The organism is Streptosporangium sp. NPDC049644 (assembly GCF_040675205.1).
Lineage (GTDB): Bacteria > Actinomycetota > Actinomycetes > Streptosporangiales > Streptosporangiaceae > Streptosporangium > Streptosporangium fukuiense.
Map to the genome: position 1 here is coordinate 1 of NZ_JBFAOJ010000055.1, position 24,384 is coordinate 24,384.

The window sequence follows — 24,384 nt, forward strand, 5'->3', positions numbered from 1 at the left end:
TCGAACCCGGCCGCGGCCGGGTTCAGCCAGGGGCCCGCGTCGGTGAGAGGCCGGAGCAGACCGTCGTACACCCCGCCCAGCAGGTGAGGCCCCAGCAGAGCCGAGACGGGAGATCCGCCGCGGTCGGCGGGATCGCCTGGTGCCAGCCCACCGGTGTACTCGTACGCCTGCACTGTGGCGCGGCCGTCCCTCAGCGTGACGATCTCGCCCGGCAGCCTGTGCGGCCCGAGCAGGACCAGCTCGAACATGGCCGCGCCGGTGAGGTCCTCGACTTCGACCAAGGGGCCGTTGACCCGGCTCACGGTGCCCACAGCCGCTCCACCTCCGCTCCGAGTGCGTCAACGGCTCGTGCGGCCAGCGCGCTGAGCGTGCAGTCGACGCGTCGCCCGCGTCCCTCTGCCAGCACGCCGCCGTCAGGCTGCTCTTTCACCACCATGTCCGCCCCTCCGGCGCTGCGGGTCAGAGCGCTCAGCCGGTCGAGCAGCCCGGGGTAACAGGGGTCGTCGCGCAGTGCCCTGACCGCGGCGGCCGACCGTGCGCACAGTTCGTCCAGGGCCTCCCGCTGAGCGGCGAGTTCCGTGTTGCGGGCTCGGCGCTCGGCGTGGACCCGTTCGGTGACCGCATCCGCCCTGGCCTGGGCGGCTCCGTCGGCGCGGGCGTCGGCGAGGATGCTCCGGGCCTCCTGGCGGGCGGCCGCGACCAGTTCGGCGGCCTCTTCCTCGGCCCCGGCCGCGATCTCCGCGGTGTCGATCTCGACCTGCCTGGACAGGGCTTCGGCCAGCGGTGCCAGGGCGTCCCGCATGGTCGTCACGGCGGCATCACCACCGTCAACCTCGCTGTGGCCTGCTCGCCGACGGCCTCGGCCGCCTTCGGGGTGAGGATCACCACGGCGACGTCGTCGCCGAGACAGGTCCATGCCGCACGGGCGGCATCGGGTGTGTCGGCCGGCAGGACGACCACTCCGGCAAGCCGGAAACCCGTCACGCGGACGGTCTCACCGATGACGACGACGGTCGCCATGGCCGGTCAAGCCCGTCCGATGAGGATGATGCCGATGACGAGCCCGTAGATGGCGATCCCTTCGGCCAGGCCGACGATGACGATGGCACGCCCGAACAGTTCGGGCCGCTCGCTCATCGCGGCGAGCGCCGCGGCTCCGGTGTAGGCGACGGCTATGCCCGCGCCGATCGCCGAACCGGCGACCGCGATGGCCGCGCCGAGCAGGGCCGCCCAGTTGCCGCCGGCGGCGGCGTTGACCGTCGCCGTCCCCTGGGCGGAGCCCGCGGTCGCCGCGCAGACAAGCAGGATGACCGAGGCGAGCGCGATGGCCGCGTTGAACGTGTGCAGCCCTCGCCTCAGCCAGACGGACATGGCGCGACCTCCTGGGACGTCGGCGGCAGGTGCCAGGGACGGAAGGGCCGTCCCTCGGTTTGGAAGACCTTGGAGAACAGTTCGTAGTACTCGAGCCGCAGCGCCTGGACTCCGGCCACGAGCCCTTCGATCGTCAGCGCCAGCGCGTTGCCCAGCAGGAAAAGCGCCGCCGCGGCGGCGGGGCGGCGGCCCACAGCCCGGTGGTGGCGCCCCAGACGATCGATCCGATGGCGGTGTGGGTGAGGCCGAAGGCGGCGAGCCGGGCGAAGGAGGCGACATTCGCGCACAACCGGACGACCGCGTCGAAGAGCTGGATCGTCGCCTGGACGGTTCCGCTCGCACCGCCTCCCGCCTCGGCGTAGAACCCGGTGAAAGCCAGGACCAGTCCCACTGCGGCGATCACGCCACCGGTGACGGTCAGCCAGCCGAACTTCGCGTACCACCCGAGCAAGGCGAGCCCCAGTCCGAAGAACAGCGCCGAACCTGCGACCCCGGCCGGGGAGTACAGGGTGGCCGGCCAGCCGCCCTCCCGCCACCGGTTCACGACGCCCAGCAGGTAGGCGGCCGCGAGCAGCAGCGCGCCACCACCGAGAGCCGCGGCGAGGAGGGTGAGCGGGTCGGCCAGCGGCCGCACCCAGAGCACGGGGACGACGCCCGTGGGGCCGAAGAACTCGCCGTAGAGCAGACCGAAGAGCATGCTCGCCAGCCCGGCGCCGACGAAGAACGGCCACGCCCGATGAAAACGGGACAGCCATCGCGGACGTTTGCGATACAGCCCGACCGCCGCGACGAGCAGCAACAGCCCGTGCCCGACGTCGCCGAACATCATGCCGAACATCAGTACGTACGCGCCGACGGCCAGGGGTGTCGGGTCGACGTCGGCGTACGGCGTCGACCCGTAGGTGGTGACGAGCGGGGCCAGGTTGCCGCGCAGCCCCTCGGAACGCAACAGGGACGGGGCCTCCCTGCCCCGGGGACGGGCGAGCGGCACCACGGCCCCGCCCTCGGGCGCCACCCGGCCCGACAGTTCGGAGACGACTTTGGCGGGCGCCCAGCCCACGAGCGCCGCCACCTCACCGCGGACGACAGCGGTCTTCGAGATGCCGGCAGCGGCGCGTCAGGCGGCGTGGACAGCTCCACGACCCCCGCCTGCCCCACGATCCTCAGCACGTCGTCCAGCGAACGGGCGGGGGCGACGATCGCCACCCGCTCCATCCGGACGGGCCGCAGCGCCTCTCGCCAGTTCATGGCCCCGGTTCCCGGCGGGTCCGGTCGCGTGAGCGTATCGCTGTCACGACCGCGCGGCCAGTTCCAGGGCGGCGCGCACCCGCCGGGCGTCCGCCGCCAGTACGGCGACCGAGCCGAGGACCGGGCCCGCCGTGAAGCCCGCCCCGGTCAGGAGGTCGCGCCCTTCGTCTTCCACCCGCTGCCACCAGCGCTCCTCGCCTCGCGACAGCTCACGCGGATCCTCGATCTCCTGCAGCACCCAGCGCGCCGCCCTGGGAAGCCGCTCGGCCATCTCGCGTATCGAGGGCGCGTCCAGCGCGCCGTCCCCGACGAGTACCCGGCAGCGCCCCCGCGCTCGTTCGGCCAGCCTGGCGCCTTCCGCCAGGTGCGTACGGGCGAGCAGCAGGGCCGTCGCCCCCAAAGCCCACGACCTGGCCCGCGGAACGGTCTCGACCACCCCTTCGGCCCAGGCCAGGCGCATGTCCAGTTGGATCTCGCGGGGGCCGGCACCGCCCGGATCTCCCCACGGGGAGGTGGCCAGCGCCGCCCGTACCTCGGCAAGGGATCCGCACAGCCGCAGCCTCTGCCACTCGGTGCCCAGCGAGCCCAGGACGAACTCGGGTTCTGCCTCACCTCCCGCGAACCGGCAGATCAGCTCGTCCACGTTGGCGAGCTCGAACCAGCGGGCCAGCACGCGGATCATCTGCCCTCCCTCCCGAGGCAGCCAGCCGGCCAGCACACGCAGATGCCACAGCAGGGTGGCCAGGACCGCCCACTGGGCCTCCGCCAGAGTTTGCCCACGCCGCACGTCATGCCCGTACGGCGTGTCACCCAGCAGGGCCACCGCCTCGCGTACGGACCCGCATGTCGCGATGCGCCGCGCACCCGCGCTTCCCGCCCTCCGCCGGACGAGAGCTCTGGCGCGTGTCGCCCCGGCGGCCCACGAAGCGGTCATGACCGTTCATCGGCCAGGGACCTGACCATGTCGGTCACCCGGGCCACCATCTCCGGCATCCGAGCGGCCGAGCGGCTGCGGACCCCCTCAGCGGCGGCCACGGCCTCACGCAGGAGCTCCTCAGTCGCCTGATCGCGGTCCTGACGGGCAAGGGCCGACAGCCGTGCACGCTCCGCGTCCGCCTCCGCGTGGGCCGAGGCGACGATGGCCGCGGCCTGATCGTGGGCATGCGCCCGCACGTGGTCGGCACGGCGTCGGGCGTGTTCCCGCTCGTTCGCGCACGCGGCCTGGATGTCGGCGAGTGCCGAAAAGATCGGCGCCAGTTCGTCGGCCTGGTCGGCCAACTGGTCGGCGGGGACGCCCGCCGGGGCCGCCGCCCCGGGCACGCCGGAGGGGCGGAACCGTGCCAGGAAATCGCCCAGCCGGACCATCGCTCACCTCCCCACGCCCCGTCACCTTGGGTAATGCCCGCGACAGAACCAAAAGTCGGTCAATAGACGGCCGAATGTCTGTCAGGCTGTGGAGCCGGCGAAGGGTCGCCGGCGGAGCCCGAACCGGTGGTTCAGCGCCGCGACGGCCCGCTGATCCTCATTCGGCCGTGCCGACCGGCTGGTCGACATGGCCAAGCGGACGGCCTGACCACCGGTCAGCCGGTCAGCGCAGCCGTCGCAGTAGCGGCGAAGGCGGCTTCTCGCAGGGCGCCAACCGGATTCGGGCGTCCACGGTGGCTGTGCCTTCTGGTGTGACCATGACCGGATTGAGGTCCAGTTCGGCCACCTGCGGCAGATCCTCGAGCAGCCTGCCGATCCGTACGACTTGATCGGCCAGGGCGGGGACGTCGACGGGTGGCGAACCGCGATAGCCGTACAGCACCGGAGCGCAGCGCAGCTCGTTGATCATGTCGATGGCATCGATGACGGGCGGTACCCGGAAGACGCGGTCGGCCAGCAGATCGGCCATCACCCCGCCCATGCCGACCATGACCAGCGGCCCGAACATCGAGTAGTTCACGCCGCCCACAATGATCTCCACGCCTCCGGACAGCATTCGCTGGACGGTCGCACCGGTCATCTCCGCGCCTATCCGTGCTGACATATCGTGATATGCCCGTCGTACCTCGTCTGGGGTCTGGAGGTTGAGCCGGACCCCGCCAACCTCGCTCTTGTGCACGGGGCCTGTGGCCTTGAGCACGACGGGCAGCCCGATGCGGGAGGCCGCCGCGACGGCGGTCTCAGGGCCGTCCACGTCAACGGACTTCACCGGCGTCGCGCCGTAGCAGCCGAGCAGCCGGGCGGCATCGGCGGGTGCCAGCCAGCCACCATCCGGGCGCGCCTTCAACTCCGCGTGAACGATCTCCCGGGCGGTCTTCTCGTCAGCCGGAGGAGGTACCGGCACAGGTTCGACGGGGCGGCTGCGCCATTCGGCGTAGCGCACCACGTGGGCCAGAGCCTGGACGGCCTGCTCGGGGAAGGCGTAGCTGGGCACGCGGCCGTCGATCAGGTCGTCGTGGCCGACGACGCAGGCCAGCATGGTCTTGTCCGCTGTCCTGGCCGCTGTCCTGGCCGCGTCGGCGATGGCCCGGCAGGTCGCGTCCAGGCCATCGCCGAATGGCGGGGTATAGACGGCGAGGACCACGTCGATGTCGGGTGAGGCGGCCAGGGCCTCGATGGCGGCGCCGATCTCGGCGGCTGTGGCATCGGCGGTCAGGTCGACCGGGTTGCCCAGCGCGGCGGCGGCACGGGCGTCCAGCAGCCCGGGCGGCAGTTCGGGAACGACGAGGCCGTGGACTTCGCAGGCGTCGGCGGCCATCGCCTGCGGCCCGCCCGAGTTGCCCACGATGGCCATCCGGCGACCGCGCGGCAGCGGCTGGGCGGCCAGCAGCTTGGCGGTGTCGATAAGCTCGGGGACGCTGTCGAGCCGGATCACGCCGGCGGCCCGAGCGAGCACGTCCACCGCCACGTCCGGGGTGGCCGCGGCGGCGGTGTGCGAGCGTACCGCCCGGCCTCCGGCCTTGCCGCGGCCGCTCTTGACCAGCAGCACCGGCTTGCGCCTGCCGACCCGGCGGGTGATGCGCGCGAACCTGCGCGGGTTGCCGAACGACTCCAGATACAGCGCGATCACACCGGTGTCGTCGTCGTCCTCCCAGTACTCCAGCAGGTCGTTGCCGCTGACGTCGGCCTTGTTACCGACCGACACGAACGACGACACGTCCAGCCGATCCAGCAACGCCGCGCCCACGGCACCGGACTGCGACATCAACGCCACCCGGCCCCGGACGGGCCGGTGCGGCAGGAAGCTGGCGTTCAGCCTGGCTCCGGTGTTCACCACGCCCAGGCAGTTCGGGCCGATGAGCCGCATCCCAGCCGTACGGCACACCCGCAGTAGTTCCGACTCCGCCGCACGCTGTCCGGCCTCGGCGAACCCCGACGTCAGCACCACCAGCCCGGCCACCCCCGCCGCCGCGCAGTCGCGCGCCACCTGGAGCACATGTCGGGCAGGCACCGCCACCACCGCCAGATCCACGCCGCCGGGCACCTTGGGGTGGCAGGTCAGCCCGGCGATCTCGCTCGCGTTGGGGTTGACGGGATAGATCGGCCCGCGGAAACCGCCGTCGATGAGGTTGCGCAGCACCTTGTGCCCGACAGCGTGTTCGTCGCGGCCCGCGCCGATCACCGCCACCGCGCGGGGCGCCAGCACACGCGCGAGGGACGCCCGCCCCGCCTCGTGGTCACGAACCTCGATGGCCGCCATCAGCCTGGGAGTGGACTCGGCGGCGATGCTGACGTGCACCGTGTCGCCATCAAAGCGCTGCTCCACCTTCAGGCCCAGGTCGCGCAGCACCCGGATCATCGGCCGATTCTCGGCCAGCACGTCGGCCACCAGTTCGCGTACGCCGTGCTCGGCGGCGTCCACGGCGATGTGCTCCAGCAGCAGCGTGCCCAGGCCGTGCCCGTGCACGGCGTCGTCCAGAAGGATGCCCAGGTCGGCGCGGCCGTCCTCGATGGGGATGTACTCGGCTACCGCGACCAGCCGGTCGTGCAGGCCCGCCACCAGCGCGCGTCCGTCGTACCTGTCACCGGTGATGCGCTCGATGTAGGTGTGCGCGGTGTTGCGGCCGCTGGTGAAGAAACGCAGGTATGCCGAGCGCTCCGACGAGCGGTTCACCAGCTCGTGCAGCTCCTCGCGATCGGCGGGACGGAGCGGGCGCACGTGGGCGATGCCGCCGTCGCGCAGCAGCACGTCGTATCCGTCGGGCATGCCGGTCTTCCGTTCAGATGCAGGGCAGCCGCGTGGACCGAGTTCGGTCCTCCGGACCCGACGTTTCCGCACTGCCGGTCGCGCCCGGCAGTGCCGGACGGCCCTTCGGCCAAGGCCGAAGGTCCCTGACGCCGCGTGCTTCGGAGGGTCATCGTGGGCGAGCCGGAGACCAGGGCTCCGGCGGGCTCCTCGTCCTGTTCTTCGGCGGGTGTCCCGCGCCGGCAGTTCGCCGGCGCGACCTTGGCCGGTCTCCGGCTCGAAACGGCTGGTCGAGGGCGCTACCGAACCGCCCCGGACGTACGGGCGGATTCCCGGCGCAGGACGCTAGCGGGGGAAGACGATCGTCTTGTGACCGTCGAGCAGGACACGCTGCTCGGTGTGCCAGCGGACGGCGCGGGCCAGGGCCTGGCACTCGACGTCACGGCCGATGGCGGCGAGGTCGTCCGCGGAGTGGGTGTGGTTGACCCGAGCGACCTCCTGCTCGATGATCGGCCCCTCGTCGAGATCGGCGGTCACGTAGTGCGCGGTCGCGCCGATCAGCTTCACGCCGCGGGAGTGCGCCTGGTGGTAGGGCTTGGCGCCCTTGAACGACGGCAGGAACGAGTGGTGGATATTGATCACGTTGCCCGCGAGCTTGACACAGAGGTCCTCGGAGAGCACCTGCATGTAGCGGGCGAGCACCACCAGGTCGGCCCGGTAGTGGTCGACGAGGGTCAGCACCTCCGCCTCCTGCCTGGCCTTGGTCTCGGGAGTGACCGGCAGGTGGTGGTAGTCGATGCCGTACGACTGGGTCAGCGGCCGCAGGTCCGGATGGTTGGAGACGACCGCGACGATCTCGATGTCGAGCAGGCCCGAGCGTGTCCGGTAGAGCAGGTCGTTCAGGCAGTGGCCGAACTTGCTGACCATCACCAGCACCCGCGGCTTGACGGACGCCTCCCGCAGCTTGAAATCCATGCCGAACTCGGGGGCGAGCGCCGCGAAGGCCTCGCGCAGTTCCCCGTCGGGCAGCGGAGAGGCGAACTGCACCCGCATGAAGAACCGCTCGGTCACGGCGTCACCGAACTGCTGGCTCTCGATGATGTTGCAGCCCCGTCCGGCCAGGAGACCGGAGACCGCCGCCACCACGCCAGGACGGTCCGGGCAGGACAGCGTCAACACAAACTCGGCCCTGGAACTCATGCCTTCACCCTTGAGCTGGAGAGGTCGGATCGTAAGGTACTTCCACCTGACCTGGGCAGACTACAGCGGATCCCGGCGCCACACCCAGTCGGTCGGCACCCGGCGGTGATAGCGTCCCTGAGCTATGAACACCCCTCAGCCGAACGACCGGCCCGCCGCCCGGGTGGTCTGTGTGGACTCCTTCGGCCGGGTGCTTCTCATGCACTGGCGTGACGCCGTCAGCGGCCGGAACCTGTGGGAGCCACCGGGCGGCGGCATAGACCCAGGCGAGACCCCCCTTGACGCGGCACGGCGGGAACTGACGGAGGAGACAGGACTGCCCGGCGCGGCGGTCATGGACCGCTGGGTGCCGGTACGCCGTGACTTCCACTGGCTCGGCGTCCACTACGTCAAGACCGAACGGTTCTACCTGGCCAGGTTCGAGGACACTCCCACGGTGGGCCCGGGGTCGTTCAGCGTCGAAGAGCACACCACCCACCTGGGCTCCGGCTGGTTCTCGACGGAGGAGATGGCCGATCTCCCCGACCACCTGGAGCCCCCGGACCTGCCGGAGGTCGTCTCCCGCGTCACCCGGCTGGGGAGCCGGTCATCGAGCACGGCCCTCGATCTCGAAGATCGAGGGCCGCGGTCGTCAGGGAACGATTCTTCCGACCGGTGAGAATCTCAGCCCTTGTGGATGGCGCCGGCAATGCCACCGAGCCTGGACACGCCAAATTTGTGAACAATGATCTTTTTCATCGCACTCACCCGAGGACGGCGATAGCCACGAAGAACAAGTATTCGGATATTTTCGAAATTGGCAATGCCAAATAGCAAAGTGGTCTAAATTCGAGTCACTGCATTAGAGGGGACATAGCGACTATTAGCTCTTTTTCTCCATAAACCACCACAGATCCCCCTCGTTCTTCCCTGCGGATCTCGCGCCACCCGAACTTGCGATAGAGCTCCATCGCCGCGGGCTGGCTCAGGGTGGTATCCCCACGGAGCCTTACGTAGCCGAGTTCAATCGCCCGCGCCTCCAGCGCGACGACCATCTGGGCGCCGAATCCACGACGCTGGAACTCCGGATGAACCCGCATGCGGCACATCTCGGCGGTCTGATCGTCCACGCGACGGAGCCCACCCATCGTGACAATACGTCCGTCGGGCGTCTCACCCACGAGGAACTCTCCCCGGTCGGCGAGATAGATCTCGTGGATCCTGGGGAAGTCGTCCTCGTAGTAGACGCCGTCCCCCGGCGCGAGACCGACCTGGGCCAGGCATATCTGGTGGAGCGCCCAGACGGATTCGATGTCGGACCAGCGATAACGCCGAAGCGTCGGCCTCAACTGCCACCCCCGTCGGCCACCGCGTCATCCGTCCACGCGCTGCGGCCGCGCAGCGATTCCAGGTAGACCTTGAGCTTGGGATGCCCCGGAGCCTTCACCTCGGCCTGCCTGCCCACCTCGTGGGCACGCTGCATGAGGATGTCGGGCCTGCACGCCTCGTCGAGACCCGAGATCGTACTCTGGGCGATCTCCAGCGCCTCGTCCACATCGCCCTCAAGGATCTTGCACTGGGCACGGTCGAACTTGATGAAGGTCGGGTCGAGCCAGTCGGTCGGTCCGTACTTGGTGAGCGCCTGTTCCAGGATGAGGTCGGCCTCCATCGCCTGCCCGAGCTTGACCAGCGCGTCTCCCTGGTGAAAGTAGAGCTGGCGCTCGGTGTAGCCGAAGGTCGCGTCATCCTGGTCCGCGGCGGTCATCTGGGAGAAGGCCGCCCTGGCCCGGGACAGCGCCCGCTTCGCCTGGTCGACCACGTCCTTCTTGCCCGCGCCCGACATCATCGCCAGCGCACGGGCCTCGACCACCGGGGCCATGGCCTGGGCCGCGCAGGGCGTCTGCCCGGCCAGGTCCCGGCTCTTCTTCGCGAGGTTGAGCGCCTCGCGCGGGTCACCGTAGTAGAGCGGGACCAGAGCCTCCCTGGCCGTGACCCACGCCCGCAACGCGCGGTCGCCGGTCTCGTCCGCGGCGGTCCTGCCGGTCCTGAAGAAGGATCGGGCGAGCCTGTGGTCGCCGAGATTGACCATGATCATGCCGCTCAGGCCGGCCAGCTGGGCCGCCATGCGGCACAACCGTTCCTGCAGGTCGACCGGCTGGCGCCGTTCCATGGCCTTGCGCACCGCGCTGAACTCCAGCATCACGTCGCACAGCAGCCTGAGCGGGGGGGTGTTCATGTACTGGCGGCCGAAGCCGATGGTGGATTCCTCCCACTGGTCGAGCATCGCGGGCGAGACGGTGGCCGAGACCAGTGTGTCGTCCATCCTCCTGCGGATGCTCTCCACCGATCCAAGCACCTGTCCGTCCAGCACGATGCCGCTGCCTGCCAGGAGCTGTAAGAGTGTCCTCCGTAACACGTTCTCGTCCTCCTCGCCCCCGTCCGCGGAAGGGTCCAAGCCGATCGGCTGGATCAGCATCTCGCGCGGATCAGGGGATGTGTCGGGTCTTCCGTCCTGGAGATCGCCTCGGACGACACCGGGCATCCTGTGGCCGTGGCCGCAGATGCACGGGCCGTCGTACCCGAGGGAGGCCGGCTCGACTCGGTAGGCGGAGCACAGGTAGTGCAGGTACTCGGGACCGGGCCGCTTCAGCCCGCTCTCGTACGCGGACAGGAGCGTCTCACCGATGCCGGGGGCCGACTTGCCGTCGCGTTCGAACAGCGCCCGTATCTGTTCGATGACGTCCGCGAGGGCGACGCCGTGCGCCAGCCTGTGACCTTTGACCCGTGTAGTCCCGAATTGCGAATTGCATTTCTCGTAGATTTCCTCGGCTATCTGCGCCGAGGACTTCCCGGCGGCCAGGCCACGGGCCCGGACCTGCCGTGCTAGTTCTGTCTCCCTGTGCTGCCTGCCGGACATACCGGCCCCTCTCTCGTGGCCAGCTGGGCTGGCTGGCACACTTAGTCCCGACCGGTCCTCTCTCCCTTGACACACTGTGATCTTTTCGTCGCACTGTGCCTACCGAGAATGATGGACCACGTTTGACTCATCCGGAACGCGCTAATAAAGCCACCGGCTAAGAATCGTCCTCCGGCGGACTGTTTCTTTCAACCTACTTGGCACAACGCCCACCCTGAACTGGGTTTTCCCTGAATTGACCCACGGGGCCGCGGTGAGTCATCTTTGGCGGGCAGCACCGAAGGCGTGATCGAGCGAACACGATTCGGTGCCGGCGAACCGAAACCACGAGGAGGGGCGAGGTGGGTGAAGACGATTTCCGACACCTGGAACGACTGGTGACGGAGCTTGACTGCCGCGGGCTGCACGCCCGTGTGGTGCGGACCCACTCGGGCCGTGCGTTCGTGCGTGTGATCAACCCGAAGGCGACCAGCCTCGCGGAGAACGTCACCTGCCGAGCACAGGCCACCCCCAGCCACCGGGATTGGTACTACTGGTGGTCCTGGGGTGAACGGATGCACACGGTGGAAGACCCAGCCGGTGCCGCGACCAAGGTCGCACGCGTACTCGCCGCGGTAGGGGAATGAGGTGAGCGGTGCGGAGGGCTTCACCCGCCCGACGCGCCGTACCTACCACGGCCCGGCGGAGCCGACGGGATGACCGGTGCGGAGCGTCCTCGGACGCTGGTCACCCCGTCGGCTCCGAATCGTCGGACCGGCCGGCCACGTTCCATGAGGGACCGCCGACCGGACACCCGCGGACTCCCAACGGTGGGACCGCGGAGGCTCTCGCGAGCCGAAACCCATGAACTGCCGTAAGGCAAAGGCTGCCGCCCGGTCTCTCGTCCGGGCGGTGACCAGGAGGGATCCCCCTCGGGAACGGCACGGGACACGCTTCCGGGTGCGTGTCCCGTCCGGGCCGCCCGTCACCGGGGCATCCGGGTCCGCCTCCGCGGCCCCAGATCCGGATGTCCCCGTCTTCCCCGGCGTGATGTGACGGAGGCCGGTTCGATCGGCAATATGGGTAGGTCGCATGACTCGCCCATCTGACTCGTCGATCCGATCCGAGAGGGATCCACTCCGTGTTCCTGCTTTCCCCCACGCCCGTCCCCAGCCCCACCCCCAGCTTGACTCCCGGCGTGACCCCGAGCGTCACCTCGACCCCCGACCCTGGAGTCGTGGTCGAGGAGTTGCTCGACATGAGCGCGGGTCTGACAAAGGGCTGCGGGGACGGTGGCGGGATGATCTGCGACTTCGTGCAGATGATCGTCCCGGTGAGCTGGGCGGCTCCCGCGATCGCAGGCATGATCGCCATCGCGCTGGTCGTGGTCATCGCGCTGGCTCTGCGCAACGTGGCGCACCGGCTGATCAGCCGGGTGGTGCGGAAGGCCTCCTCCGAGCGCACGTCCCTGGCGGGGCGGCTACGCGGCAGGGAGGCGGTGACCCCGGAGGGCCTCGACGCGATCGTGGCCGAGCGGCGCAGGCAGCGGGCCGAGACCATCGGTTCCGTGCTCAAGCCGGTCGCCTCGATCATCATCCTGGGCACCGCCGCGCTGACCGTCCTGGAGCGGCTCTCCGTCCCCATCGCCCCCCTGCTGACCAGCGTGGGCATTCTGGGCGTGGCGGTCGGCTTCGGCGCCCAGGAACTCGTCAAGGACTTCATCGCGGGCATGTTCATGCTCCTGGAGGACCAGTACGGCGTGGGCGACGTGATCGACACGGGCACCGCGATCGGCACCGTGGAGGCCGTCACCCTGCGCATCACCCGCCTGCGCGACAGCGACGGCCGGGTCTGGTACATCCGTAACGGCACCATCACCCGCGTCGGCAACGAGTCCCAGGGCTGGTCTCGCGCCACCGTCGACGTGCCCGTGGCCTACGCCTCCGACATCCCCGCGGTCCGTGACCTGCTCAAGCAGGTCGCGGACGAGATATGGAACGACCTCGCCTTCCGCGACTCCATCATCGTCGAGGAGCCGCAGGTCTGGGGCATCGAGCAGATCTCCGACACCGCCGTCATCTTCAGGATCAGTGTCAAGACCATCCCCTCCCGGCAGGCCGAGGTCGCCCGCGAGCTCCGCGTCCGGGTCAAGTCCGCCCTCGACCGAGCCGAAATCCCGATCGCCGGCTGACGTCAATTAGGCTGGAGGCGTGTCCGTTACCCCCGGGGAATCCCAGTCCTTCTACGACGCCGTCGGCGGCGAAGAGACCTTCAGGCGTCTCGTGCACCACTTCTACCAAGGAGTGGCGGCCGATCCGGTGCTACGGCCGCTTTATCCCGAAGATGATCTCGACGGGGCCGAAGAGCGGCTGCGCCTGTTCCTCATCCAGTACTGGGGCGGCCCCAGCACCTACAGCGCGCAGCGGGGCCACCCGCGCCTGCGGATGCGGCACAACCCGTTCGTCATCCGCTCGGTCGAGCACGACGCCTGGCTCAGGCACATGCATGACGCGGTGCTCTCCCTGAAGCTCCCCGAGGACCTGGAGAAACGTCTCTGGGACTATCTCGTGTACGCGGCGAGCAGCATGATCAACGCCCCTGACGCATAAACTTCGTCAAGCGGGGGCAGTCCAAAGCACATGGAATCCCCCTGGTGGCGTGATGCCGTCGTCTACGAGATCTACGTTCGCAGCTTCGCCGACGCCTCCGGAGACGGCGTCGGCGATCTGCCCGGCATCCGGCAGCGTCTGCCGTACCTCGCGGAACTCGGTGTGGACGCGATATGGCTGACTCCCTTCTACCGCTCCCCCATGGCCGACGGTGGCTACGACGTGGCCGACTATCGTGACGTCGACCCCCTTTTCGGCACGCTCGCCGATTTCGACGAGCTCGTCGCCGAGGCGCATCGGCTCGGTCTCCGGGTGATCGTGGACATCGTCCCGAACCACAGCTCCTCGGCTCACGAGTGGTTCCAGGCCGCGCTGCGCGGTGAGGGACGCGATCGCTACATCTTCCGTGACGGCGGCGATCTGCCTCCCAACAACTGGCAGTCGACCTTCAGCGGCCCGGCCTGGACCAGGACCCCCGACGGGCAGTGGTATCTGCATCTTTTCGCTGCGGAACAACCTGACTTCAACTGGCGCAACCCCGAGGTGCACGCCGAGTTCCTCGACGTGCTGCGGTTCTGGCTCGACCGGGGGGTGGACGGGTTCAGGATCGACGTGGCGATGGGCCTGTACAAGGCCGAGGACCTGCCGGACACCCCGCCGCAGGATCAGGCGTTCAAGGCCGAGTCGCCGATCTGGGGCCGGCCCGAGGTGCACGAGGTCTACCGCGCCTGGCGCAAGGTGCTCGACTCCTACGACGGCGAGCGGGTGGCGGTCGGCGAGGTCTGGACCGACTCCGTCGAGGATCTCGCGCTCTACCTCCGCCCCGACGAGCTCCACCAGAGCTTCAACTTCGCCTGGCTGGAGGCACCCTGGTCCGGACCCGCGTTCAAGAAGATCATCGATGACACACTGGCCGCGGTGACCGCTCCCACCTGGGTGCTCTCCAACCACGACGTGGTCCGCCATGTGACCCGGTACGGCGACGGCCTGACCAACTCCACCATGGGCCTGGCCCGCGCCCGCGCGGCGCTGCTCGCCATGCTCGCCCTACCGGGCTCCGCATATCTCTACCAGGGGGAGGAACTGGGCCTCCCCGAGGTGAGGAATCTTCCCCCGGAGGCCCGTCAGGACCCCATCTTCGCCCGTTCCAAGGGAGAGCTGCCCGGCCGCGACGGCTGCCGGGTCCCCATCCCCTGGTCCGGCATGGCCGAACCGTACGGCTTCTCGCCCGATGGAGCGCGGCCCTGGCTGCCCCAACCCGTCGAGTGGGCCGCGCTCTCCGCCGAACGCCAGTCGAGCGATCCCGGCTCGACGCTGAACTTCTACCAGGAGGTCCTGCGGGTCCGCCGCGACTTCCGCGGCACGCTGCCCGAAGAGATCATCTGGCAGGAGAGCCCCGAGGACGCCCTCATCTTCAGCCGGGGTTCCCTGATCTGCGTCATCAACTGCGGTTCCCAGCCGGTGCGACTGCCGCCGCACGACCGCGTCCTGATCGGCAGCGCCCCGGTGGAGGGCCACCTGCTCCTGCCGGACAGCGCGGTCTGGCTGTACGCCCCCGAGGTCTGACGGCTCACGGCAGGCGGCGGACGGCCGCGGGTACGGCCGTCCGCCGCCTGCCGAGTCGAGGCCGGGGAAGGCCTCAGTCCATCGCGAACCTGCGCAGGTAGGCGATCTCGTCCTGGCTCAGCCGCCGCGGGGAGGCACTCTCCACGTCGTAGGCCACGATCACCGAGCGGGCCTTGACGAACACTTCGTCATCGTCGCGGATCTCGTACGCGAGGGTGAACCGTACCGGACGGATCTCCGTCACCCACGACTCCACCCGGACCGGGTCGGGTCTGAAGGTGAGGGGACGCCGGTAGTCGATCTCATGCCGGGCGATCACCAGTCCGGCGAAAGGGACGTTTCCCTCGCGTTGGGGATCGACGTGGAACATCCCCAGCCGCGCGTCCTCCAGATAGTCGAGGAACCGCACGTTGTTGACGTGACCCAGCGAGTCGATGTCGGCGAACCTGACAGCCCTGGGGAACACATGTCGGTGGCCATGGCCGACCTCGTCCGCGACGCTCTGTCCAAACACACCCAGAACCGTAGCGAGCCACCGCTGCCCGTCGTACGGCGGGGCACCGGAGGCTCGTGCGGTCGCGACCGGGAGAGCACCTGGCACGACCCGTGCCAGGTGCCCCTGCCCGTCCCGGAGACCGGGGTCAGTCGCGGGTGAGCTTGCGGTAGGTGACGCGGTGCGGCCGGGCCGCGTCGGCACCCAGACGCTCGATCTTGTTCTTCTCGTAGTCGGCGAAGTTGCCCTCGAACCAGAACCAGTTCGAACCCTCTTCCCAGGCCAGGATGTGGGTCGCGATGCGGTCCAGGAACCACCGGTCGTGCGAGGTGATGACCGCGCAGCCGGGGAACTCCAGCAGCGCGTTCTCCAGGCTGGAGAGCGTCTCGGTGTCGAGGTCGTTGGTGGGCTCGTCGAGCAGGAGCACGTTGCCGCCCTGCTTGAGGGTGAGCGCCAGGTTGAGCCGGTTGCGCTCGCCACCGGACAGGATGCCCGCCTTCTTCTGCTGGTCCGGCCCCTTGAACCCGAACGCGGCGATGTAGGCGCGCGACGGCATCTCGACCTGGCCGACCTTGATGTAGTCGAGCCCGTCGGAGACGACCTCCCAGACGTTCTTCGCCGGGTCGATCCCGCCCCGGCTCTGGTCGGCGTAGGAGATCTTGACGGTGTCACCGACGACGATCTCGCCACTGTCCGGCGTCTCGCCGCCGGTGATCATCCGGAACAGGGTGGTCTTGCCGACACCGTTCGGACCAATGACGCCGACGATGCCGTTGCGCGGCAGGTCGAAGGAGAGGCTCTCCATCAGGACGCGCTCCTCGAAGCCCTTGGTGAGCTTCTCGGCCCGGATGACCGTGGTGCCCAGACGCGGGCCCGGCGGGATCTGGATCTCCTCGAAGTCGAGCTTGCGGTGCTTGTCGGCCTCGGCGGCCATCTCCTCGTAGCGCTGCAGGCGCGCCCGGCTCTTGGTCTGGCGGGCCCTGGCGTTGGAGCGGACCCACTCCAGCTCCTCCTCCAGGCGCTTCTTGCGCTTGGCGTCCTTCTGACCTTCGAGCTTGAGCCGCGCGGCCTTGGCCTCCAGGTAGGTGGAGTAGTTGCCCTCATAGGGGTGGCAACGGCCGCGGTCGAGCTCCAGGATCCAGTTGGCCACGTTGTCCAGGAAGTAGCGGTCGTGGGTGACGGCCAGCACGGTGCCCGGGTACTTCTCCAGGTGGGACTCCAGCCACTGGACGCTCTCCGCGTCGAGGTGGTTGGTGGGCTCGTCGAGCAGGAGCAGATCGGGCTGCTCCAGGAGCAGCTTGCAGAGGGCGACCCGGCGGCGCTCTCCACCGGAGAGCTGGGTCACCTCTGCGTCCGGCGGGGGGCAGCGGAGGGCGTCCATCGCCTGCTCCAGCTGGCTGTCGAGATCCCAGCCGTTGCGGTGGTCCAGGGCGTCCTGGAGCTTGCCCATCTCGTCGAGCAGCTCGTCGCTGTAGTCGGTGGCCATCAGCTCGGCGATCTCGTTGAAGCGGTCGAGCATCGCCTTGGTCTCGGCGACGCCCTCTTCGACGTTGCCGAGGACGGTCTTGGATTCGTTGAGGGGGGGCTCCTGCTGGAGCATGCCGACGGTGAAGCCGGGCATGAGCCGGGCGTCGCCGTTGGACGGCTGCTCCAGGCCCGCCATCATCTTCAGCAGCGTCGACTTTCCGGTGCCGTTGGGACCCAGGACACCGATCTTGGCTCCCGGCAGGAACGACAACGTCACGTCGTCGAGGACGACCTTGTCGCCGTGCGCCTTGCGCACGCGCTGCAGTGTGTAGATGTACTCCGGCATGCCTTTAGTTTAGGGCCTGGAAAGTTCAGCAGTGCTTGCGAGGAACCTCGGGCCCTCAGGCCAAGCAGAGCGAGTCCGCCAAGCGCCTGCCGAAGGCCCGCAGGCGCAAGGAGTCCCGGCTCGCCCGGGACGTCGACCGCGGCCCGGGACATCGCCTCACGCGGTGCCACAAGCTGGGCGGTGAGTCACACTGCCTGACGCGGACCAAGCCGTCGAAGCCACCGGCGGCGAGGAACTGCGAGCTCAGTCCTCAGGGCTGAGAAGCCGACCTGGGGGCGGCCTCGGATCCGGGCCTGCGGGCCGGAGGCACGATGGTGGCCGACAGGCAGATCTGGTCTCGGCCGAGTTCCTTGGCGCGGTAGAGGGCGAGGTCGGCCGCGGCGAGCAGTTCGATCAGGTCGTCCCCGTGCACGCTCATGATCGCGACACCGACCGAGATCGTCACGGTGATCATGTTGTCGTCGGCCGGGAGCGCCATCCGTCCCACCCGGGAGCGCAGCCGCTCGGCGACCCTGCGGGCCTCTGTCACGTCGGCCCTGGGCAGCAGGACGACGAACTCCTCACCGCCGAACCGGCCCACCACGTCGTAGTCGCGAAGCTGGCTGCGGATGGTGTCGGCCACTCCGACGAGGACCTGGTCGCCGATCAGGTGACCGTAGGTGTCGTTGACCCTCTTGAAATGGTCGATGTCGACGATCAGCAGCGCGAGCGTCTCCCCCGTGCGACGCGCCCTGACGATCTCGGTGTCGGCCTCCCGCTGCCAGGCCGCGGCGTTCAGCAGGCCGGTCTTGAGGTCGGTGCGGGCCGCGGCCTGAAGCTGGGCGTGCAGCAGGCTGCGCTGGAGCAGCACCACCGGGGGCAGCGCCAGGACCAGCAGAGCCGGATTGAGCCCGCAGGTGATGGAGATGATGACGCCGAGGCAGAGCTCGACGACGTCGAGGAGCAGGTTCTCCCGGTTCCACAGGACCTCCCGCCAGCGGCTGTCGGGATCGGCGGTGTGCGCCGCGATGGCGATCAGCGCGGTGTTGATCACCGTGAACAGGACCGCGCAGCCGACGGCCACCAGGATCGGTCCTCCGTCGCCCCTGGTCAGCGCGTTCAGGTCACCGACCGCGGCATGGAAGAGCAGGGAGGCCGCACATCCGGCCAGGCCGATCGCCGCCGAGCTGAAGACCCGTCGGTAGACGACCGTCGCGCGCACCCGTCTCTGCAGCAGGAACTGGAGCGGAATGGGCGCCAGGAGCGCGTAGAGCGGCGGGAGCAGCAGCGCGGCGGGCAACCACCAGGCGGAGAGCAGGTCCCGGTGCACGCCGGCCGGCATGCCCAGCCTCCGGGTCGCCTCGATGCACACGGCTCCACACGCCATCAGCGCGGTGAAGGTCAGCGCATCGGGCCAGCGGAAGACCCCGGATGCCAGGAAGAAAACGATCGCGGCGAGATCCAGCGCTACTACCCCGCAGAGGTAGCCGACCAGCGGGCGGCGCTGTCCAAGCAGGGGCCAGCGATCGGCCAAGGGTGTCATGCCGTCGCGCGGTTTGACCGAGGTGTGGCTGGGAGCCGCCATGTCGTCCCCCTCTCCGACTAACGATGTGTAACACAATAGTTGCGGAGTGTGCGACGCGCGATGGGAACCGCTACCTTTGACGGAGTGGGCCAGCCCACCGGTTGACCTACGTTTTGGAAACCGCTCCCTCGCGAGCGGGCCGTGCGGGAAAGGAGCAAGCCATGCTGCGGGGCGTGACCTGGACCTGAATCAGGTGTCCTGGGCATCTGACACGGGCAAGACCATCGGCTGGTTATCTCGGCGTCGCCGCGCTTCCGTGGTGAGACACCGACCGCGTCCGGCCGGTGCCTCCTGACTCCGCCCGAACCAGACCCTCCTACCGTGTGAGGTCCTGTACTTCCGTCAGGCATCCTGTTCCCGCGAAGTCCGCGCTTCACCGGACGCCTGCCCCCTCATCTCCCGTCCGAAATCCTCTCTGCCGATCTCCTGTTCCAAGTCTTCTGCTCGAATCCGCCCCGTCCCGCCGTCCGCGTTCTTCCCCTGCGCGGATCAGCGCCCATTCCCCTGTCCGAATTCGACTCCCCGTCCACCTCGAACGATTCCTTCGCCCCTCCGGTTCCGGCCGGCCGATCGGGTTGGGAGGCCCGCGGCCCGGACCTCCCAACGAGAGGCGGCTCAGGCCGCCACACGCTCCCGCGTCGGCCAGGGCGCCTCATCGCTCACATCTGGGTGGATCTTCACCGTGCCCGGCACGGCCCCGGCCGTCCCCTCCCCGGTGACCCCCGCGGCCGGGTCGTCGGCCCCCACCACCCCCACCCGCCTCGTCGTGCCCTTCGCCGCCTTCCTTCTCCTGGTCACGGCCTCTCCCGCCGCCGGCTCCTCCCCGGCGGAGCCGTGATCCACCGCATGCGAGGCGGCCTCTCCGCGGGTCGCACCTCCCTCGGCAGGCCCGCCCGGCGTGGCCCGCTCGTCGTCGAGCCCGACCCGCGGCGGGGGCAGGGCGCCGGGTGCCTCCGCCTCGACGGGGGCGCCGCCGCTCATCGCCCAGTCGGACGTCTCGCGATCGAGCTCGATCCGCTCCGCGCTGCCCAGGGCCGCGACCGGGCCGCCGCGCTGTGGCTTGCTGAAGCTGCCGAGCCCCCAGCGCAGGTCGTGCCCGAGCGAGTTGGCCTCCACCTCGGGCATGAACCGGCGCTCGCCCTCGTGGGTGAACTCGCGGATCCGCAACCGCCCCTGAACGACGACGGGCTGGCCCAGCTGAACCGACTGGGCGACGTTGTCGGCGAGCCCGCGGAAGCAGCGGACGCCGAAGTAGGTCGTCTCACCGTTGCGCCACTGCTGGTTCTCCCGATCGAAGTAACGACTGGTCGAGGCGATCTTGAGCGAGGTGACCCGGGAGCCGTCGGGGAAGGTGTGCTGGCGTGGCGTGGCCGCGACGTTACCGGTCAGCGTGACGTAGATGTCGTTCATCGTGCCTCCCATGAGCGCCGGCTGAGTGCCGGCGGCGTGAAAGACACGATGGTCCGAGCCGTACCCCTCGCGAGTTGCCGAATCGCGTTCTGGGGACAACCGCCGGACACTCGACCGGGTTGTGGACAACTCCGGGAATCAGCCCCGCAGGCTCCGCATGGCCGAGTAGAACTCGTTGTAGCGGGTCAGCTCGCGCTCCACCGGCTCGATCACCATGCTCTCCGCGAGCCCGGCGACCCTGCGGCGCATCTCGCGTTCCAGCGCGTCACGCTCGTTGCCCGCGCCGAGCACGATGAAGTTACGGCTGGCCACCGCGGTGAGCAACCCGAGCCCGAGCACCGAGAGCATCATCAGCCCCACCCACGGCAGCGAGGCGGCGTCGCCGAACACCTCCAGCCCCGCCGGCGGCTTCCCCGTGCCGAACACGCCGTAGACCAGGGCCGTACCGACCCAGGCGAGGCCCGCGACGAAGAGCAGGACCAGCAGGTACTGCCAGGCGAGAAGCAGCCGCCACCAGCCGGGGACCCTGTCCAGGCGCGGTGCGACCTCCGAGAGCTCCTCCGACAGCACCTGGGGCAGCTGCGCCGAGCGGGAGCGCGCGGCATCCCTGATCCCGCTCTGCCACGCCTCGTGCATGCCGGAGGTCAGGCCGTCGGCCAGGGCGTGCACGGCGGTGTCCACCTCGGCCGGCTGCGCGCTGACCGAGCCGCCGGTCAGGCTGCGGATCTCGTCTCGCAGATCGCCCAGGCGCAGGCTGTTCAACGGATCAGGGCGGAGCTTGGCCGCCCAGCGGGCGTAGGGCCAGCCGACCCACTCACCGGACCTGGCGGCGTAGACGTTCTCCATCGCCTCGCCGACGGCGGGAACTCCGGCCGCGTCGCAGAGGGCGTCGGTGAGGCCGATCCGGCGGGCGTCGTCGATGGAGGAGGGCGGCGCCGGGGTGCCGTCGGCGGGCATGACCTTCGCCAGGCGGAGCGTCAGCCGGTCGAGGTCGGCCTCCAGGCGCTGGGTGGCGGCCCTGCGCCTGGACACGGTCTCGGCGAGGACCGCCTTGAGGTCGTCCACGCCCGTACCCGTGATCGCCGAGGTGGTGACGACCACGGGGTGCTCGACCCCCTCGCGGTGGAGAAGGTCCTCCAGGTCCGCGACGCACTCGGCCAGTTCCTCCTCGTCGAGCCGGTCGGACTGGTTGAGCACGAAGACCGTCACCGCCTCGTGCCCGGCCAGGTCGGTCACGTAACGCCGGTGCGTGGAGGCGTCGGCGTACTTCTGCGGGTCGAGCACCCACACGACGAGGTCCGCGACCTGGATCAGCCGGTCGGCCTCGCTGTCGGTCAGTGCCCGGATGGAGTCGTGGTCGGGCAGGTCGAGCAGGATCAGCCCGTGCAGCCGGCTCTCCCCGCGGTCCAGGGCACTGGCCCGCGCGAAGCGGTGGCGCCACTGGATCTGCAGCCAGTCGAGCAGCGGGCCCGCACCGTCCAGGCCCCAGACGCAGGCGTGGGTACGGGCGGTGGTCGGGCGGCGCACTCCCGTCGGCGACAGCTCCAGGCCGGAGATCGAGTTGAACAGCGTCGACTTGCCGCTGCCCGTGCCTCCCGCGAGCGCGACCACCGTGTGGTCGGAGGAGAGCTTGAGCCTGTCACCGGCACGCAGCAGCAACTGCCCAGACTCGGTGAGGAGCTTGGGCTCGACCCTGCCCGGCCCCAGCTCCACGATCCGAGCCAGCGCGGCGAGCCGGCTGCCGAGACCTTGGCGTGACTGGGTGGTGCCAACACTCATCGGGCGACCTCAAGGTTGTACGTTGCCTGGTAAAGGCGGGTGGCGGCGGATTCATCCGGTATGCCGGCGCCATCGAGAGCCTGGATGTAACGCGCCGTCTCGTCGTCGAAGAGCATGCCGATCCGGGCGCGGAGATCACTCCGGGCCTTCACCCCGATGTTGCGCAGCGACTCCGCGCCGAGCAGCGCGTGTACCAGCCGTTGCGGCAGCGCACCGGTGCCGTTCCGCGCCTCCGAGGCGCCGTAACCGAGCAGTCCGATGGTCAGGATCAGCGACAGGGACTCGACGTCGAACGAGATCACCCTGGCCACCGATCGCTTGGTCACCCCCTCGGTGCGGATCAGCTCGGTGATGTGCTCCTGCCAGGCCGCGATGGTCCGGCCGGCCCTGCGCGGGAGGTCGTCGGACGCCTGGCCGAGCTCGGCGGCCGCCAGGATCTCCTGCGCCCCCGGACGGTTCAACCAGCGCGAGGCGGCCTCCTCCGCGGCCCGCTGCGCCGCCGAGACGACCACCGACTCCAACCCCGTCCGCAGCGCGGACCTCAGCGCGCTGAGCCGCTCGGGTGCCTGATGGCTCGCCTTGCCCGCGAGGCGGCCGGGCTTGCGCAGCTGAAGGGTACGCATGAGATCACCGGAACCGGCGAAGTCCTGCCAGCGGGCGAGGACCTCACCTCGGAGCAGCGAACCGTCGCCGGTGCTCTCGTCGACCTCGACCAGCGCCTGGGCGTAGGCGCTCTCCACGTCGGCGCGGAGGTCTCTGCGGAAGGCGACCTGGATCTCCAGCTGCTTGGCCAGGGCGGGCACCCGGGTGCGGAAGCTGTTCAGCACCCCGTCCAGGGTGGCCCGCACGGCCTGCTCACGACGCCGCTCGTCGACCGACAGCTCGGTCAGCCACAAACGCAGCTCGCTCACCTCGTGGTCGGGGAGCATGCCGTCGGTGACCTTGCCCTCGTTGACGACGAACCGGTCGACCTCGCCGAGACCGTACTCGGTGAGCATCCTGACGAAGTGCTTGGTGATCACTTCTCTGGACTTGGCCGGCACCCTGGAGAGCACGATGGCCAGCTTGGCTCCGCGCTCCTTGGCCAGGCGGAGCAGCCGCCAGGCCGGGGCGTCGGCGTAGCGGGCGGCGGTGGTGACGAAGATCCACAGATCGGCCGCGTCGAGCATGCGGTGCGCGATCTCGTGGTGCTCCTCGACCACCGAGTCGATGTCGGGGGTGTCGAGCAGCGCCACACCGGGCGGTAGGCGCTCGGTGGAGACGAGCACGAGGCCGCCGGAGGCCGCCTCGAGGTCGGGCTCGCTGAGCCGCCGGAGGCTACCGAGCAGGTCGCCCTCGGCGAACCACTCGTGATCGTCGGGGTGGCAGGCCAGGACAGGCGTCCCGGTCGTCGGACGGCGCACACCGGTCGCGCTGACCTTGGCGTTGGCCAGCGTGTTGAGGAGCGTGGACTTGCCCGCGCCGGTGGAGCCCGCGACCACGACGAGGGCGGGCGCGGTGCTCGTGTGGACCCGGGGGATCACGTAGTCGTCGAGCTGGGCCAGGATCTCGCTCTGGACCCGCCTGGCCTCCTCGGCCCCGGGGATGTCCAGGCCGAAACCGAGGTCGGTGACGCCGGCGCGTACGGCGGTGAGCGCGCCGCTCAGGGCCTTGGAGACGGCCTCGGGAAGCGGCGTCTCCCGCACCCGGTCGCCCGGCGCCCCCGCGTCCTCCTTGCCTCCGGCCTCCTCGTTCCCGTCGTCCCCGTCGGCCTCGCCGTCCCCGTCGGCCTCGCCGTCGCCCTGGGTCTCCGCGCCGGTCTCACCCTCCTGCGGAGCCTGCTCATCGATCTCGGCGGGCTCGGCGTCGCGCTGAACCCCGTCGCCGGCCAGGGCCCGCGCTCCGGCATCGCCGCCGTCCTCGGCTCCGTCCTCGGCCCCGCCGGCGCCAGGCGTCCCGGCGTCGCTCTCCGCTTCGTTTTCCGGCTCCTCGTCACGCTCCTCCCGGGGCGTGTCCCCGATCTCCCCGTCATCCGCGAGGAGGACGACGACCTCGTCCGGCTCTTCCTGCTTCTCCTGGGATCTGTTCACCCGAAGGGGCGGAGCGGCGGCCTCGGCCCGGGAGGAAGAGCCGTCGTTCGCCGTACGGGAGGGGGCCGCGGCACCTTCCCCGGGACGGTCGGTGCGGGGAGCGCTCGGGGGAACTGGGGCGCCTGGGCGGAAGAGCGCACCGGGAGCGGCCTGGGGGACAGGCGCGCCGGGAGGAGAAGGTGTGACGGGGCCGCCACCGGCACGGGGAGCGCCCGG

Annotated in this window: 21 protein-coding genes and 1 pseudogene; 5 read left to right on the forward strand and 17 right to left on the reverse strand. The window is 69.8% G+C overall.

The window, feature by feature from the left end:
• The 9 genes and pseudogenes from AB0J58_RS27205 to purU all read right to left on the reverse strand — a co-directional run.
• Nucleotides 1-311, reverse strand: a pseudogene (locus tag AB0J58_RS27205) (hypothetical protein); the annotation flags it as partial.
• On the reverse strand, nt 299-802 hold the full coding sequence (locus AB0J58_RS27210) for a V-type ATP synthase subunit E family protein (RefSeq protein ID WP_364220601.1): 504 nt from the start codon (nt 800-802) through the stop codon (nt 299-301). The pseudogene AB0J58_RS27205 and the gene AB0J58_RS27210, both read right to left, overlap by 13 nt.
• Nucleotides 803-807: 5 nt before the next feature.
• Nucleotides 808-1,020 carry a V-type ATP synthase subunit F gene (locus tag AB0J58_RS27215; protein WP_364220466.1) on the reverse strand — a complete coding sequence of 71 codons (213 nt, stop codon included), beginning with the start codon at nt 1,018-1,020 and terminating at the stop codon, nt 808-810.
• 6 nt (nt 1,021-1,026) lie between these two features.
• Nucleotides 1,027-1,371, reverse strand: a complete 345-nt coding sequence (locus AB0J58_RS27220; protein ID WP_364155537.1) for an ATP synthase subunit C — start codon at nt 1,369-1,371, stop codon at nt 1,027-1,029.
• A 133-nt stretch (nt 1,372-1,504) separates the two neighbouring features.
• Nucleotides 1,505-2,443, reverse strand: coding sequence for a V-type ATPase 116kDa subunit family protein (locus AB0J58_RS27225; RefSeq protein ID WP_364220469.1), 939 nt, complete (start codon nt 2,441-2,443; stop codon nt 1,505-1,507).
• A gap of 219 nt (nt 2,444-2,662) precedes the next feature.
• On the reverse strand, nt 2,663-3,553 hold the full coding sequence (locus tag AB0J58_RS27230; RefSeq protein ID WP_364220472.1) for a hypothetical protein: 891 nt from the start codon (nt 3,551-3,553) through the stop codon (nt 2,663-2,665).
• Nucleotides 3,550-3,984, reverse strand: coding sequence for a hypothetical protein (locus AB0J58_RS27235; RefSeq protein ID WP_364220475.1), 435 nt, complete (start codon nt 3,982-3,984; stop codon nt 3,550-3,552). The genes AB0J58_RS27230 and AB0J58_RS27235 overlap by 4 nt, the downstream gene beginning before the upstream one ends.
• 223 nt (nt 3,985-4,207) lie before the next feature.
• Nucleotides 4,208-6,811, reverse strand: coding sequence for a GNAT family N-acetyltransferase (locus AB0J58_RS27240; RefSeq protein WP_364220478.1), 2,604 nt, complete (start codon nt 6,809-6,811; stop codon nt 4,208-4,210).
• A gap of 324 nt (nt 6,812-7,135) precedes the next feature.
• Nucleotides 7,136-7,990, reverse strand: a complete 855-nt coding sequence (purU, locus tag AB0J58_RS27245; RefSeq protein WP_343983517.1) for a formyltetrahydrofolate deformylase — start codon at nt 7,988-7,990, stop codon at nt 7,136-7,138.
• 124 nt (nt 7,991-8,114) lie between these two features.
• Here purU and AB0J58_RS27250 point away from each other — a divergent pair, with 124 nt between their 5' ends.
• Entirely contained in the window at nt 8,115-8,648 is a 534-nt protein-coding gene (locus AB0J58_RS27250) for an NUDIX domain-containing protein (protein ID WP_364220481.1), read from the forward strand.
• Between the two features lie 175 nt (nt 8,649-8,823).
• Here the strand turns inward: AB0J58_RS27250 and AB0J58_RS27255 are convergent, their stop codons facing one another.
• Entirely contained in the window at nt 8,824-9,318 is a 495-nt protein-coding gene (locus AB0J58_RS27255) for a GNAT family N-acetyltransferase (protein WP_364220484.1), read from the reverse strand.
• Nucleotides 9,315-10,886, reverse strand: coding sequence for an XRE family transcriptional regulator (locus AB0J58_RS27260; protein ID WP_343983527.1), 1,572 nt, complete (start codon nt 10,884-10,886; stop codon nt 9,315-9,317). Before AB0J58_RS27260 ends, AB0J58_RS27255 begins: the two co-directional genes overlap by 4 nt.
• A gap of 341 nt (nt 10,887-11,227) precedes the next feature.
• On the opposite strand from AB0J58_RS27260, the gene AB0J58_RS27265 reads away from it, so the two are divergent.
• The 4 genes from AB0J58_RS27265 (at nt 11,228) to AB0J58_RS27280 (ending at nt 15,040) form a co-directional block, all read left to right on the forward strand.
• A complete protein-coding gene (locus AB0J58_RS27265) occupies nt 11,228-11,512 on the forward strand; it encodes a hypothetical protein (protein ID WP_030917955.1) in 285 nt (94 codons plus the stop codon).
• A gap of 494 nt (nt 11,513-12,006) precedes the next feature.
• Nucleotides 12,007-13,056 (forward strand): mechanosensitive ion channel family protein, encoded by a 1,050-nt coding sequence (locus AB0J58_RS27270; protein WP_364220488.1) that lies wholly within the window; start codon nt 12,007-12,009, stop codon nt 13,054-13,056.
• Between the two features lie 19 nt (nt 13,057-13,075).
• Nucleotides 13,076-13,474: a globin gene (locus AB0J58_RS27275; protein WP_030917961.1), complete on the forward strand. Its 399-nt coding sequence runs from the start codon at nt 13,076-13,078 to the stop codon at nt 13,472-13,474.
• Between the two features lie 30 nt (nt 13,475-13,504).
• Complete coding sequence (locus AB0J58_RS27280) at nt 13,505-15,040, forward strand: glycoside hydrolase family 13 protein (RefSeq protein WP_364220491.1); 1,536 nt, start codon at nt 13,505-13,507, stop codon at nt 15,038-15,040.
• 73 nt (nt 15,041-15,113) lie between these two features.
• Here the strand turns inward: AB0J58_RS27280 and AB0J58_RS27285 are convergent, their stop codons facing one another.
• The 6 genes from AB0J58_RS27285 to AB0J58_RS27310 form a co-directional block, all read right to left on the reverse strand.
• Nucleotides 15,114-15,554 (reverse strand): thioesterase family protein, encoded by a 441-nt coding sequence (locus AB0J58_RS27285; RefSeq protein ID WP_364220494.1) that lies wholly within the window; start codon nt 15,552-15,554, stop codon nt 15,114-15,116.
• A 127-nt stretch (nt 15,555-15,681) separates the two neighbouring features.
• A complete protein-coding gene (ettA, locus tag AB0J58_RS27290) occupies nt 15,682-17,346 on the reverse strand; it encodes an energy-dependent translational throttle protein EttA (protein ID WP_343983545.1) in 1,665 nt (554 codons plus the stop codon).
• A 250-nt stretch (nt 17,347-17,596) separates the two neighbouring features.
• Nucleotides 17,597-18,910, reverse strand: coding sequence for a GGDEF domain-containing protein (locus AB0J58_RS27295; RefSeq protein ID WP_364220497.1), 1,314 nt, complete (start codon nt 18,908-18,910; stop codon nt 17,597-17,599).
• Nucleotides 18,911-19,525: 615 nt separating this feature from the next.
• The gene (ssb, locus tag AB0J58_RS27300) at nt 19,526-20,320 is read right to left on the reverse strand and encodes a single-stranded DNA-binding protein (RefSeq protein ID WP_364220500.1); all 795 of its coding nucleotides are present in this window, start codon (nt 20,318-20,320) and stop codon (nt 19,526-19,528) included.
• 138 nt (nt 20,321-20,458) lie between these two features.
• Nucleotides 20,459-22,099: a GTP-binding protein gene (locus AB0J58_RS27305; RefSeq protein ID WP_364220503.1), complete on the reverse strand. Its 1,641-nt coding sequence runs from the start codon at nt 22,097-22,099 to the stop codon at nt 20,459-20,461.
• Nucleotides 22,096-24,168, reverse strand: coding sequence for a GTPase (locus tag AB0J58_RS27310; protein ID WP_364220506.1), 2,073 nt, complete (start codon nt 24,166-24,168; stop codon nt 22,096-22,098). Before AB0J58_RS27310 ends, AB0J58_RS27305 begins: the two co-directional genes overlap by 4 nt.
• Nucleotides 24,169-24,384: the final 216 nt, after the last annotated feature.

Coding starts and splice junctions, on each gene's coding strand:
- AB0J58_RS27210 (WP_364220601.1), bottom strand. CDS start 802: ATGCGGGACGCCCTGGCACCGCTGGCCGAAGCCCTGTCCAGGCAGGTC.
- AB0J58_RS27215 (WP_364220466.1), bottom strand. CDS start 1,020: ATGGCGACCGTCGTCGTCATCGGTGAGACCGTCCGCGTGACGGGTTTC.
- AB0J58_RS27220 (WP_364155537.1), bottom strand. CDS start 1,371: ATGTCCGTCTGGCTGAGGCGAGGGCTGCACACGTTCAACGCGGCCATC.
- AB0J58_RS27230 (WP_364220472.1), bottom strand. CDS start 3,553: ATGACCGCTTCGTGGGCCGCCGGGGCGACACGCGCCAGAGCTCTCGTC.
- AB0J58_RS27235 (WP_364220475.1), bottom strand. CDS start 3,984: ATGGTCCGGCTGGGCGATTTCCTGGCACGGTTCCGCCCCTCCGGCGTG.
- AB0J58_RS27240 (WP_364220478.1), bottom strand. CDS start 6,811: ATGCCCGACGGATACGACGTGCTGCTGCGCGACGGCGGCATCGCCCAC.
- purU (WP_343983517.1), bottom strand. CDS start 7,990: ATGAGTTCCAGGGCCGAGTTTGTGTTGACGCTGTCCTGCCCGGACCGT.
- AB0J58_RS27250 (WP_364220481.1), top strand. CDS start 8,115: ATGAACACCCCTCAGCCGAACGACCGGCCCGCCGCCCGGGTGGTCTGT.
- AB0J58_RS27260 (WP_343983527.1), bottom strand. CDS start 10,886: ATGTCCGGCAGGCAGCACAGGGAGACAGAACTAGCACGGCAGGTCCGG.
- AB0J58_RS27280 (WP_364220491.1), top strand. CDS start 13,505: ATGGAATCCCCCTGGTGGCGTGATGCCGTCGTCTACGAGATCTACGTT.
- ettA (WP_343983545.1), bottom strand. CDS start 17,346: ATGCCGGAGTACATCTACACACTGCAGCGCGTGCGCAAGGCGCACGGC.
- AB0J58_RS27295 (WP_364220497.1), bottom strand. CDS start 18,910: ATGGCGGCTCCCAGCCACACCTCGGTCAAACCGCGCGACGGCATGACA.
- ssb (WP_364220500.1), bottom strand. CDS start 20,320: ATGAACGACATCTACGTCACGCTGACCGGTAACGTCGCGGCCACGCCA.
- AB0J58_RS27305 (WP_364220503.1), bottom strand. CDS start 22,099: ATGAGTGTTGGCACCACCCAGTCACGCCAAGGTCTCGGCAGCCGGCTC.